At 34.8% G+C, this 13,464-nt stretch carries 10 protein-coding genes; 2 read left to right on the top strand and 8 right to left on the bottom strand.

Translation table 11 applies throughout. The features are described from left to right. Nucleotides 1-6: 6 nt before the first annotated feature. On the bottom strand, nucleotides 7-1,146 hold the full coding sequence (locus tag LKW28_RS08235; protein ID WP_229139874.1) for a sensor histidine kinase: 1,140 nt from the start codon (nucleotides 1,144-1,146) through the stop codon (nucleotides 7-9). 222 nt (nucleotides 1,147-1,368) lie between these two features. On the opposite strand from LKW28_RS08235, the gene LKW28_RS08230 reads away from it, so the two are divergent. After that, on the top strand, nucleotides 1,369-2,010 hold the full coding sequence (locus tag LKW28_RS08230) for a YigZ family protein (protein WP_229139873.1): 642 nt from the start codon (nucleotides 1,369-1,371) through the stop codon (nucleotides 2,008-2,010). 33 nt (nucleotides 2,011-2,043) lie between these two features. Beyond that, on the top strand, nucleotides 2,044-3,045 hold the full coding sequence (locus tag LKW28_RS08225) for an LCP family protein (RefSeq protein ID WP_229140035.1): 1,002 nt from the start codon (nucleotides 2,044-2,046) through the stop codon (nucleotides 3,043-3,045). A gap of 84 nt (nucleotides 3,046-3,129) precedes the next feature. On the opposite strand, the gene LKW28_RS08220 is transcribed toward LKW28_RS08225, so the two are convergent. From LKW28_RS08220 to LKW28_RS08190, 7 genes are all read right to left on the bottom strand, one after another. Then, nucleotides 3,130-6,114, bottom strand: coding sequence for an N-acetylglucosaminidase (locus LKW28_RS08220; RefSeq protein ID WP_229139872.1), 2,985 nt, complete (start codon nucleotides 6,112-6,114; stop codon nucleotides 3,130-3,132). A gap of 184 nt (nucleotides 6,115-6,298) precedes the next feature. Next, nucleotides 6,299-7,174 carry a UTP--glucose-1-phosphate uridylyltransferase GalU gene (gene galU / locus LKW28_RS08215; protein WP_229139871.1) on the bottom strand — a complete coding sequence of 292 codons (876 nt, stop codon included), beginning with the start codon at nucleotides 7,172-7,174 and terminating at the stop codon, nucleotides 6,299-6,301. A gap of 14 nt (nucleotides 7,175-7,188) precedes the next feature. Further along, nucleotides 7,189-8,283: a glycosyltransferase gene (locus tag LKW28_RS08210; RefSeq protein WP_229139870.1), complete on the bottom strand. Its 1,095-nt coding sequence runs from the start codon at nucleotides 8,281-8,283 to the stop codon at nucleotides 7,189-7,191. Between the two features lie 7 nt (nucleotides 8,284-8,290). Further along, complete coding sequence (locus LKW28_RS08205) at nucleotides 8,291-9,574, bottom strand: O-antigen ligase family protein (protein ID WP_229139869.1); 1,284 nt, start codon at nucleotides 9,572-9,574, stop codon at nucleotides 8,291-8,293. Nucleotide 9,575: 1 nt separating this feature from the next. Next, a complete protein-coding gene (locus LKW28_RS08200) occupies nucleotides 9,576-10,730 on the bottom strand; it encodes a glycosyltransferase (RefSeq protein WP_229139868.1) in 1,155 nt (384 codons plus the stop codon). Next, nucleotides 10,727-12,061 carry a flippase gene (locus tag LKW28_RS08195; RefSeq protein WP_229139867.1) on the bottom strand — a complete coding sequence of 445 codons (1,335 nt, stop codon included), beginning with the start codon at nucleotides 12,059-12,061 and terminating at the stop codon, nucleotides 10,727-10,729. Before LKW28_RS08195 ends, LKW28_RS08200 begins: the two co-directional genes overlap by 4 nt. A gap of 88 nt (nucleotides 12,062-12,149) precedes the next feature. Then, entirely contained in the window at nucleotides 12,150-13,463 is a 1,314-nt protein-coding gene (locus LKW28_RS08190) for a nucleotide sugar dehydrogenase (protein ID WP_229139866.1), read from the bottom strand. Nucleotide 13,464: the final 1 nt, after the last annotated feature.

The raw sequence follows: 13,464 nt of genomic DNA, 5'->3' as shown, positions 1-13,464 counted from the left end.
ATCCATTCAAACCTCAATCGGCACCTGAATCATCACTAGCGTTCCAGCACCAACACTTGAATCGATCGTTAAATTTCCATCAAGTAGATCCACTCGCTCACGCATTCCAATTAACCCAAACGAGTCTTTCTTCTTCTCTCGGATATCAAAGCCTTTTCCATTGTCTTTCACGATAACAGTTACATGATTTCTACCTATCTCAAGCTTCACGACAATTTCTCTTGCGTCCGCGTGTTTTAACGCGTTTTGAACGGCTTCTTGTACCATTCGGAATAAAGCCACTTCAAATTTGGATGGAATTCTTTGCTCCAATCCAATAAATGTAAATGAAATCGTAGTGTCGCCATTATATTCTTCGATCGTCGATAGGTACTTTTTGAGGGTCGGAACTAATCCAAGATCATCCAGTGCCATCGGACGTAGGTCATAAATGATTCGTCGCACCTCATACAATGCAGAACGAACCATCTTCCTCAAATCGTGAATTTCCTTCACACCCTGCTCCGGACTCTCGCGATAGACCTTATCAATGATTTGCGAGCGCAGCATCACATTTGCGAGCATCTGGGCAGGTCCATCGTGAATTTCACGAGAAAGCTTACGGCGTTCCTCTTCTTGTGCTTCAATTATCTTCAGACCAAATGCCTGCTTTTGCTTCGCATCCTCTAAAATTTCGCCAACCATTTTAAAATCACTATTTAAATAATTAAGAACGACGGAAATTTGACCAACGAGATGATCTGCACGTTCAATCGTATCATGTAAGCCAACTAATCGTCTTTCAAGCTCATCGCGACGCTCGCGCAGCTGCTTTTCCTCCTGCCTTACTACGGCTAACTGCATCTGCAAATCATGAGCCTTCTCATACGCATTTCGAATTTCATCTTCTGAATACTTATTAAAATGGCTGCTCACCTCGGAGAGCCGTTTTCTTGCAAATCGAGAGTGGTTTTCCAAACGATCCACTTCATCGATAATCGTTCCAACTCGTTCCTTAATATCCTTTAACTCATCCGTAAAGGATACAAATTCATTACGAGATTGCTCACCAATCCGAAAAATCTCTTCTTTACTATGATCAACGGTGTGTACCATTTTTTCCAAAATTGAATCAAGAACTTTAATGTCGAACCCTTTGGTGGCCATGCTTCCACCTCCATCTATATTATATACATAATTGTTATTTATAGCGTTTCATATCGATTACATTTCCATTACATCTAGCCTATGCCAAAAACAAACCATTGCTGTAAAAATTATGTCGTTTTATAATAGAAGAATGGGCAAAAAATTTTATAGAAAAACTCAGTCAGTGCCGAATTTTGTCACTACATGTTTCGTAAGAGCCCCGATGGGAGGTATTACGCAATGCTTCATTCCTATTATACAGTAAAAGGGTATGGCGAGCATGAAATAATTATTCAAAAATCACGCTTTATCGCATATGTTGACCGCGCTACAACCGAAGAGGAAGCGCAGGAATTCATACAAAAAATAAAAAAACAAAACTGGGATGCAACCCATAATTGTTCCGCATATCTCATTGGCGAAAACGACCACATTCAAAAAGCAAATGATGACGGCGAACCAAGTGGAACTGCGGGTGTCCCAATATTGGAAGTCCTAAAGAAAAAACAGTTAAAAGACACTGTTGTTGTCATAACTAGGTATTTCGGCGGAATAAAATTAGGAGCAGGAGGACTAATTCGCGCATACGGAAAGTCAACATCTGAAGGCCTCCAAGTAACTGGCATCGTCGAACGCAAACTGATGAGAGTCATGCATACCAAAATTGACTACACCTGGCTTGGCAAGGTAGAGAACGAACTTCGCTCCTCCATTTATCAAATCAAAGAAATCAAGTATATTGATGCCGTGGAAATCGAAACCTATGTAGAAGAAAACCAAACACCGCAATTCACCGAATGGATGACCGAGCTTACGAATGGACAAGCTGAGATTTCTGAGGGTGTTGTGACATATTTAGAAAAGATAGTAGAAAATAAATAAGCTTCCACAAAAAGAGGAGAAATTAAATTGAACATGTCAAGAGAATCAGTAAAGAAGAAAAAGAAAAGAAAACGAAGAATATTTTTACGACTTTTATTATTTGTTTTGATAATCATACTCGCGTATGGTGGCTATGTTTTTTATTCCGCAATGAAAGCAGCAAATAACTCATATGAAGAAATCGATCGTGGGAGTAAATCAGAGTTGCGTGAAGAAGAAGTAACGATTAGTAAAGATCCTTTTTCCGTATTACTTATGGGTATTGAGGATTATTCAAGCGAAGGCAAAGGCGGCAGATCCGATACATTAATGGTAGCAACTTTTAACCCTAATGAAGGATCGGCGAAACTTGTTAGTATTCCCAGGGACTCACTAGTTAACATTCCAGGAAAACAAAAAAAGGATAAAATTAATCACTCATATTCTTTTGGCGGAAAAGAATTAACAATTAAAACAGTTGAAAATTATTTAGAGATTCCGATTGATTATTATGCAACAATCAACTTTGACGGATTTGTAAAAACAATTGATATTCTTGGTGGAGTAACAGTAGATGTACCATTTGACTTTTCGGATTACAAACAAGGTGATTGGAACACCAAATATTATTTTACTGAGGGTAAAATGAAATTAAATGGTAATGAAGCATTAACCTATGCGCGAATGAGATATCAGGACCCTATGGGTGACATAGGACGAAACGAGCGACAAAAACAAATTGTAATGGCAGTTGTTGATGAGTTGGTAAAACCAACTTCAGTTTTGAAGATAGACAAAATCTCAAAAGAAATAGGAAGTAATATCCAAACAAACCTAAGAGTAAGGGATTTACTAGCCATTCTCAAGCAATATCCAAATTTCGGTTCAAATAATATAGAAACACTAACATTAGAAGGATATAGCGACACAATTAATGGAATTTCTTATATTATCCCTGAAGAGGATTCGGTTGCTGAGATTCACGAAGAATTGATGACCCATTTGGAGTTGCAGTCATCAAATCAATATGGATTGGAAGAAAATAACTCAAAATAATCTTTAAACCCACTTTTTGTGGGTTTCTTTTTTATTTCCAAAAAATGAAAGAGACCAATCTTTTTACGGATTGGTCTCTTTACATTACTTTCGATATTCTGGAATTTCAAATGTAATTGAATAGCCATCTATCAAACGATACAAATCATAAATTCTGCTTGTCTGCTTAATAGCCCAGCCGATATCAGTTGCATACAAATATGCTCCTGGAGTATCTGGATTCCATTTCATCTTATACAAGGTATCCTTTTGATTATGAACATATTTTTCCGCAATGAACTTAGCTCCACCTATTATTGCCTTATCCGGAGTAGTCCATCCTTCATAATAAGCCTTTTCAACGCCACATTTTAGTGCACATGAATCAGCAGCTCCAATACCGTACATATTATATACGATAGTATCATATGAAGCAGCGGAAGAATCTAAAATATCGATAATCAATTGACCCTTATCATTATATTTCCTATTAATCTTAACACCTGAAGCAAGTTGGGACTTACCGTTTCCAGTCTCGTGTAATGCATGTGATAATAAATAAATTTCATTAATATTATATAGCTGTCCTGCCTCAATAAAAGCATCTGCCCTGCCAGTCAAGATGCCTTTATCCTTAAGAATTTTCTCATTTACCTCACTTGCAGTAACACCAGCAGTTCCAGATAATTTCATGAACTGATAAAATGCTGCTGACTCACGACTGAAGGTATTTGGATTTAAATAGTAGAGAGTATCTTCCGGACTCGCATTTTTCCACGTAGCATTGTGTTCAATTTGATACCAACCATTAACTTCTTTAATAATCTTAACTTTTGTATCCATGCTAAGCTTTGCAACAATCCAATAGTTTGTTGAAGCTCCACCTCTGGCATTCAATGTACCAGCTGTAACATATCCAATCGTTGGATCAGTAGAATCCAATCGGATATATTCTTTAGAGACAAATGTATCATAATACTTATCAGTTTGCGGTGGTGGAGATGAAGCCATTTGTTTAGCTAATGACTCCTCTAAAGAAAGACCATATTGGTTATATACATATGAAATAAATGGTCCAATTTGAACATCCGGTTTATAAATATATCCGATTCTTCCACCAATTGAAACCTCAAGCCATTTGCTAGAAGATTGACGAATAATTGGATAGGTCAATCCTGGTTCAAGAGTTGCAAATTCAACTAAATCACCTTCAGTTACAACAGAAGTCTTTTTAACAGTTGTAAATGTCTTGGTCGACACTTCTTTACCAGGATCAACACCACGTAATCCGCCACCAGTGGCTGGATGAACATCACTTGTCCTAACATAAGCGATTCCATGACCGTATTGAATTTTAATAAAACTATCAATCCAGCTTTGAATTACATATTGTTGTTCCTTAACCAAATTTCCAACTTTAACATTTTTACCATTTTCGTTCAAATAAATATTTACATCACTAAAGAGTGATTGAAAATATTTATCATCGGATGAAAAGAACATTTCAAGATGGGGCTTGTATACATAACCAATTCTTCCTCCAAAGTCTACTTCTAACCAATAAGTAGACGTTTGCCTAATGAATGGGTAGTATTCGCCTGGATTTATAGTTCCCATTTCAACAAGACTACCAGAGGTATTATCATAAACTACAAGATTTTGTCTAGCTCTAATAGATTCACCTGAGTTTGTTGCGGAGCTATTACCATTTTTAATGCTAGTCCCTTTAGAAGGCGCAATTTCACCATTTCTGACATATGCAATAGAAGAACCATATTTTATTCTTACAAATCCAGTAATATGGCCGAGTATTGAATATTCTTGACCTGGTGCTAATTTTGCAACGGGAATACTTTTGCCATTTTGATTTACATATACATAAGTTCCATCATTTACGACTTTAAAGTACTTATCTGAAGTATTCAGAATAGGAGTTACATGTGGTATATACACATAACCAATTCTTCCACCAAGATCCACTTCAAACCATTCGGTAGATGATTGTCTGATTACAGGATATGTCTCCCCATACTGGATTTTTGCAAATTCTACTAACCTACCGGAAGTATTGTCATATACTGGTAAATTCCGATTTGCTGTAAAATACCTGTTTGAATTTAACAAACCCTTATTCAGATTTTTAATTGAGGTTCCATTACTGGGTTGAATAGATGACTTTCTAACATATGCATTTTGATTTCCAAAATGAATTCGAACAAAACCATCAATTTGATTAAGAATAACATATTCTTGTCCCTCAATCAGTTCTCCAACCTTTACATTAGAACCATTTTCATTCAAATAAATGGGAACACCAGATCCAATTGATTGAAAGTATTTTTCACTACCAGTAAATACCGGTTGTGTTACAGTCTTTTCTATACTTTGCTTTTTAATAGACTGTGTAGTTATTATATTTTGTGGAACTTCTTCTTTTTCGATATTAGATGAATCAGAAATAACTTCTTCTTCCTCTTTTTCTACTTCATCAATAGTGGTGCTTGATTCTTCACTTTCACTTTCTTCCTTATCCTCAGCTTTTACTATTTTACCAAGAACATGACCAAAGATGATTGTGACTTCTGTTTCATTTTCCTCATGAATTCTAAAAGTTTGAGTAGATTCTACTACCCCAATAACAGAAGTTAGATCCTCCGAATAAACATCAGTGAGTTCTGAAACCACAAATTCTGAAAGGTCAGAACTATTTTCATAGTAACTAGTTTCTGCATCATCAATGGGCTCAAGAGATAGGTGTTCGACATTTATATTTTGATTTCCAAATTGAAAATAATAATGTCCTTCTTGATCTTGATTAACGTAGACAATTGCATTTTTTAATAAGCTCCCGACTACTTGACCTTCCTCATTTTGTAATTGGATGTCATCAGTCACCTTCACTAAAGTCTGCGTTTGTTCAACCTGTTCATTTAAATTTTCTTGGTTTTCAAACGTTTCAATATTACTTTGAGGTTCTTGAATTTCAAATGATTCTTCTGCCATTGTTATTCCAGGAACACCAAGTAAAAAACAAAAAGCGTACAACAAGGAAACTAGCAAAATTAGTTTTTTATTTATTTTTATCATCATCACTCCCTCCTAGCCTCTTATTATATCTAATTTACACGACAATGTGTCAAAATCAGACATATTTTTTATAAAAACTTGTGTGTTTTTGTCATCTCAATACAATGACCCTTTGATAGAATACATGATTCTTAGACTCAAAGAAATACCAAAAAATATCCAAAAAAAAGAAGACTCACAATGAGTCTTAAGAGAAGCTTTTAGTTAATTTAATTAAATACTCTTTAAGTTCGTCTGAAAATTCTTGTCTACTTAATGCTATTTCAATTGTTGCTTGAATAAAGCTTAACTTATCACCTATATCATACCTTTTCCCATCAAAATGTAAGGCTAATACCTTTTCCAGATCATTTAAACGGTTAATTGCATCTGTAAGCTGGATTTCTTCACCTTTACCTGGCTTTTGATTTTCAAGGATATTAAAAATTTCTGGGGTTAACACATAGCGTCCCATAATTGCATAATTAGATGGAGCTTCATTAACAGCAGGCTTTTCTACTAATGAGCTTAACTCAAAAAGCTTATTAGAAAGCTGATGTTTGATTTGAATAATCCCGTACTTGGAAACGTCAGATTCTTCAACAGGCTGCACACCAATTACCGGTGATTGAAATGAATCATATATATCAATAAGCTGCTTTAATGTTGGAGTTTCAGACTGTACAATATCGTCACCTAATAGTACAGCAAATGGTTCATTGCCAATAAAACGACTAGCACAATAAATAGCATGTCCCAATCCTTTTGGTTCTTTTTGGCGAATGTAATGGATGTTTGCAAAATTCGCAACCGACTGCACCTGTTCTAAAAGATCGTATTTTTCTTTTTTTGCTAGGGTATCTTCCAATTCATACGCCTTATCGAAATGATCTTCAATTGATCGTTTTCCCCTGCCAGTGACTATAATAATATCTTCAATACCCGATTCAATGGCTTCTTCAACAATATATTGGATTGTTGGTTTGTCGACAATTGGAAGCATTTCTTTTGGTTGAGCCTTTGTTGCAGGTAGAAACCTTGTTCCTAACCCAGCTGCTGGAATAATCGCCTTTCTTACCTTCATACCAACCACTCCTTTCAACTAGTCATATCCTTATAAATGGATTCCATTACCGTAACATTTTTCTCCCAATCATATAAAGATTGTGTATAAATTCTACCTTGTTCTCCAAATCGCTCTCTTTTTTCTTTATCCATAACAAGCTCATACAATTTTTCTGAGATTTCTTTCGCATTCTTCGGCTTAACTACAAAACCAGTTTCTTGATCCTTAACTACCTCAGGTAACCCTCCAACATTACTTACAATGACAGGTATTCCAGAAGCAGAGGCCTCAACTATTGCAACACCGAAGCTCTCACTATCTAGTGTACTCGGAGCACAATATATATCTATTTTATTTAAATATGAAGGAACTTCTGTGTGAGGAACCGCGCCAGTAAATGTAACAATATCCTCCATGTGGTAGTCTTTAACCAGTTTTTGTAATTCATGAAGCCGCGATCCTTTCCCAACAACTAAAAGCTTTATTTGATCTGCAACCTCATATTTGTATTCCTCTTTTAACCGGTTTAGTAATAGATGTACACCCTCAATCAAATATTCAGGACCATATTTTGACTCTAATGCTTTAATCATTCCGATAGTGATCTTGGTATCATTTTTGCCATCCTTATTAGGTTTAAATCGATTCATATCAACACCAAAAGGAGTGACTTCAATCTTCATTTCCTTTGGACAAAACTGTTCAGTTTGTTTTTTCATGACCTGACTTGTTGAAGCTAATCGATCAGCAACTTTTAAATTTTTTATCAAGATTTTCCGTTTGGATGGACTTTCATACGGGAAGTCATATACATCACTTCCCCATACGGATAATAATGTTGGTTTATAGTTCAAAAACCTAGATAGGGTTCCATAACCACTTGCATAATGAGTATTAAGAATATCCGGTTTTAGTTCTGAAATTACTTTCTTTGCTTTTAAAACATTCAAATAATACCCCAGTGGTGCTTTAAATGGCAACACAATAATTTGGATTCGTGAGTCGATTTTATGTTCTGCCGGTGGGTGCATAGTTAATAAAGTCAATTTATGATTTCTCTCCACTAAAGAGTTAACCCATCTAACTGTATGTATTGAATTTGCAGGTGCGAGAAAACAAATATGCATAAAATAATCATTCCTTTATTAAATCAATTTTCCTAGGCTTTATTTTGGAATGTTGGGTAAAGTCTTTAACATGTCCTTCTTTTTGATTCGTTGCATTTATAAATGCTAATGTTGCACCATATAATAGCCACATTGGCCAAAAGTAAAATAATCGGCTAGGTCCGATGCAAGCAATCACAAAGCCAACATAGCTTAAAAGTAGACAAAAAGCTAACAATGAAGCCTCATTATTTTGTTTATAAATTTGCCATAGCTTTCTAAATAGAAATATGAGAAAGGCCAAGTAAAAGACAAAGACGTCTACACCATAATTTGTACTAACCTCAAGCCACCAATTATGTGGATTTACAATTCCATTTGTATCATACAATCCGTTTACATGAAATTGAAAATTTCCGGCACCTACTCCAAATAAGAAGGAATCCAGAATGGAATTTATACCAGTCAAAATTAAATTTATTCTTGCACTTGTAGATCCGTGTGCAGCAATACCTGTAATTTCAATAATCTTATCAACTATATCTCCAGAAAAATACAAAACAACTCCAATAAAAAGTGGAGTAAATATCAGTAAAAACTTTAAAAAATTTACTAAATGTGTGCGATATAGCATAAATAAGAAAATAAGAATTTGAAATAAAAAGGCAAGGATAGCAATTCTTGAGCCATTCATAAACATAATAAAGAAGATTAATCCAAGAATAAATAATTGAATACCATATTTTCTAAATTGAATAAGGAAAAATGGTGTGATCATGACAAGAAATAAAGATAAATCATTTTCATTGTAAAAAAAGGCAGTTGCTACCCTTAATCCTAATCCACCATATGTATCAGCTTCAATAACATAGCGTGAAGTGCTCAGATGAAAATCAAAAGCTAACTCCAATAGTGAGAGGACAATAGTAACAATACCGATCAAAATAAAAGAATAATTAATCCACTTTAATAAATCTTTACGATCTAGTGTTTCAACAATTGAAAAAACTAGTAGGATGAATACTCCAAAATAGTAGAGTTCCTTAATTCCCTCAACCTTATTAGTAGCCCAAAGAATCGAAATAGCACCATATAAAAACCAACCAATTAAAAAGACTAAAGCAGGCTTGATTGGTTGTATTTGCAAAGGATTAAACAATAATACATATTTTATGAATAAATATAATCCAAACAGGACTAAAACAATTCTAAGAAAAGTTACATGAAGTGGGCCAATTGGAATATTTATTAAAAAGGGATCTAGAAAAACTAAAAAGAACAAAAATAGACAAACAAATATCTTTTTCCTCATCTTACACCCTCAAAACCTGTTCATATAATTTTGTGATTTTTGTAACAACAGATTCTTCACTAAATCGCGAGACACAATCATTACGAATATCTTCTGCATTGTACGTATCATAATTTTCTTCCATATACTTCATGGCTTGTCCTAAGCCATCAATATCCTCAACTTGGACTAGCTTTCCATTTATTTCATTAACAATCATTTCTGGTCCCCCACATGCAGTGGAAATGATTGGCTTTCCACAAGCAAGTGCTTCTATAAAAACGACTCCAAATGTTTCAAAACGACTTGCTAGTACAAATACATGTGCTTTTTGAATTTCATCTCTAACCTGTTCTCTATCCAATTCTCCCAAAAATAGTACCTGCTTATCAACCCCAAGGTTTTTGGCAAGCAATTCCAATGCTTGCCGTTCTTGCCCATCTCCACCAATCACAAGTTCCACTGGTTTATTAATGAAATATTTCGCAAATGATTGAATTAGTATATCCATGCCCTTATTATGATTTAAAAATGCAACCGAAAAAAAGCGAAAGGCACCATGTTCAAGCTTTGTTTTATCTATCGTAAATTTTCCAATATCCACAATGTTGGGGATAATTGTTAATTTTTCAGGCTGTGTATAACTTTCTAACTTCTTTGCCAAGCCGGGTCCTACCGAAATGATAAATTCAGCCCTTTTGCAAGCATATGAAATTTCCTTTTTTTCATAAGCCCGTATAAGCCCCCGTATAAACGCTGATGAATGCTCGGTAAGTAAAAAAGGAATATTTTCCGATTCAGTTAGCTTTGCAGTAGCCCATCCTGCCCATAAACAAGAATGAGCGTGGAACACATCCGGTTTCCCCTCTTGATCAACATATTTTTTATATAACTTTTGTAATCTGTAATAAAACACGGTTGCAGTGGAAAAAGGAACACGACCAGGTATGAAATTATACCCCCTGAAACGGTATGTTTTAATACCATCCTCTAATTCAAAAGAAATACCTTTATCTCCTTTGGGGACATTCAACATTCTAGACGTCCAAATTTCTGGATACAACACAGTTACATCATGACCAGCTTTTTGAAGTGCTTTCGCTTGTTCTTTGAAAAACACACCATTTATGGGGTTATCTTCAGTTGGATACCACGATGGAACAATAACAATTCTCATGTTGACACCTTTCTGCGTTTAACTTTTTTTAGAATCCGTTTGTAAAATTGATAATCCTCGGATTGAATAAGTAAAAGTTTACTTATCTTTACGCCGGTTTGCTTTTTAAAAATAAAGAGTTTTATGATTGTTGCTAGACTATATGTAATTGAAGTGGCAATTGCCGCACCCATTATACCATATATAGGGACTAAGATAATATTAAGAACGACATTAGATATGACTGTAAAAATTGAAACATTCATATTAATTTCTGGTTTTCCTCGTCCTGCTAAATCATTTGACAGAATTCGATCCACAGAAAAAAGAATAATGCCAGGTAATAGAAATTTGATTGCCAACGAACTTTCTATGTATTCATTGCCAAATAAAATGAAAATAATCAGATCACTTAGGAGATAGAAAATTAATCCACCGATTATCGATAGCCAAAGGACATTTCTACTTAAAACTGAGGTGAGATGGTTCTTTTCATCCTGACTGTCAAGGGATGACACCGTTGGAAACAGTACAGATGAAATGGCCTGTGATACAATCCATAATCTTTCTGCAATAGAAACAGCTGCAGTGTAGATCCCGACAGCAGCAGGGTTTATATAAAATGAAATGATAAAAATATCGGAACGATAATTAATAAATGAGAGAATATTACTAACATGAGCCTTTATACCATATGATATCGATTTTTTAAAATAATCCTTTGAATAGGATCCTTCAGTTATTCGAATACCAAGCTTCTTTTTTAAATAATAACGAGACAATAAATATTGCGCAAGAATACCAAAAACAAAAGCAAGGATCGCACCTAGTATATCAAGATGGATGATAACTAGAAATAGAAATGTAAACAGCAGTGCAATAATTTGCCTAGATAAGGAAAGCATATTATAGCTCTTGAAGTCTTGTTTCCCTTGGAAAATGACTAAATAATATTCATTCAAAAATAAGAATGGCATCAATAGCAAGATTGCAAATAAATAAAGGGGATCAACATCCTGGAAAAATTGCCCTGCAAAAAACAGTAGAAAAAGCGCCCCTAAAATAATAGATAGGAAACTAAATAATACTCCACTTCTTGTATTAGTTTTTAGGATATCCTCGATGGAATAGTTCTTCTTGCCTATATAATAAACAGAAGAAGATCCAACCCCTAAATTAAAAATGGTTAATAACATAGTGGGTAACAAGATGATAAGCTGGTAAATTCCGTTGCCAGTTGGTCCTAAAACCCTTGCTATGATTACTGTATAAAGGAGGCCTATTAAAATCGCCGATACTTGGCGGCTAATTGTCATTAATGTGTTTTTTAAGAATTGTTTCGAATCACTCATAATATACCTCTTATAAAAAAGATAGTAGAAATAAAATAGAACTATAAATATAAATACCTCTATTTATATTTATAGTTCCCCTAAATTATTAAAGCTTATAATAATTTTCGTTTTTATCAAATTCTTTTAATGCATTACGAGTATCAAATATTACCTTACTTTCTTTCACAATCATGTCATAATCAAAATCACTGTGGTTCGTTAAAATAAGGGTCATTTCACTCTGGTTAAGTAGTTCTTTTGTTAAAGGCAGTGTTTCTGCAAAATTCTTACCACATTTATAGCTACTGATATATGGATCCACTACAAGTACTTCTGCCCCTTTTTCACGCAACATTGTAATAATCGGAAGGGAAGGAGATTCACGATAATCATCTATATCCTTCTTATATGCAACACCTAAAACAGCTATTTTTGATCCTTTTAGGGGTTTTCCATATTCATTTAAGATTTCTAAGCTCTTTTGTACAACATATTCAGGCATGCTGTTGTTAATTTCGCCAGCAAGCTCGATAAGACGAGTATGATAGTTATACTCTCTGGCTTTCCATGTTAGATAAAATGGGTCAATTGGGATACAGTGACCACCTAGACCTGGTCCCGGATAAAATGCCATAAATCCGTATGGCTTTGTTTTTGCTGCATCAATAACTTCCCAAACGTCAATGCCCATTCTTTTACATAAGATAGCCATTTCATTTGCTAACGCAATGTTGATATGTCTAAATGTGTTTTCAAAGATTTTTTCCATTTCAGCAACGGCTGGACTTGAAACCTCATGTACATCTCCTTCAAGAACCGCACGATAAAGAGCTGCTGCAACCTTTGTACAATTTTCTGTAATCCCACCAATTACCTTTGGTGTATTTTTCGTGTTATAATGCTTATTCCCTGGATCTACACGTTCAGGTGAATACGCAACAAAGATATCTTCTCCAACTACTAAACCACTTGCTTCAAGTGCTGGTTTAACGATTTCCTCTGTTGTTCCAGGATAGGTAGTAGATTCAAGTACAACTAGCATTCCTTCGTGTACGTATTTAGCAATTTCCTTTGAAGAACTTTCTACATATGAAGTGTCCGGTTGCATATGTTGATCTAAAGGAGTAGGTACACAGATAGCAACTGTGTCAACTTCTTTGATTTTTTCATAATCAGTTGTTGCTTCAAGTCTGCCTTCTTTGATCATTTCTGACAGTTCTTCATCAACAACATCACCAATATAGTTAATTCCTTGATTAACCTGGTCAACTCTAGATTGCTGTACATCAAATCCAATTACCTTATAGCCTGCTTTAGCTTTTTCAACCGCTAATGGCAGACCTACGTAGCCTAAACCAACAACACCAATTACGGCTTCTTTAGATTCGATTTTGTTTAATAAATTTTCAAATGTACTCATG

Source organism: Bacillus sp. REN16 (assembly GCF_020731355.1).
Lineage (GTDB): Bacteria > Bacillota > Bacilli > Bacillales > Bacillaceae_L > Ferdinandcohnia.
Note: the sequence above shows the minus strand (reverse complement) of the source record. Positions and strands in the feature narration are given on the sequence as shown.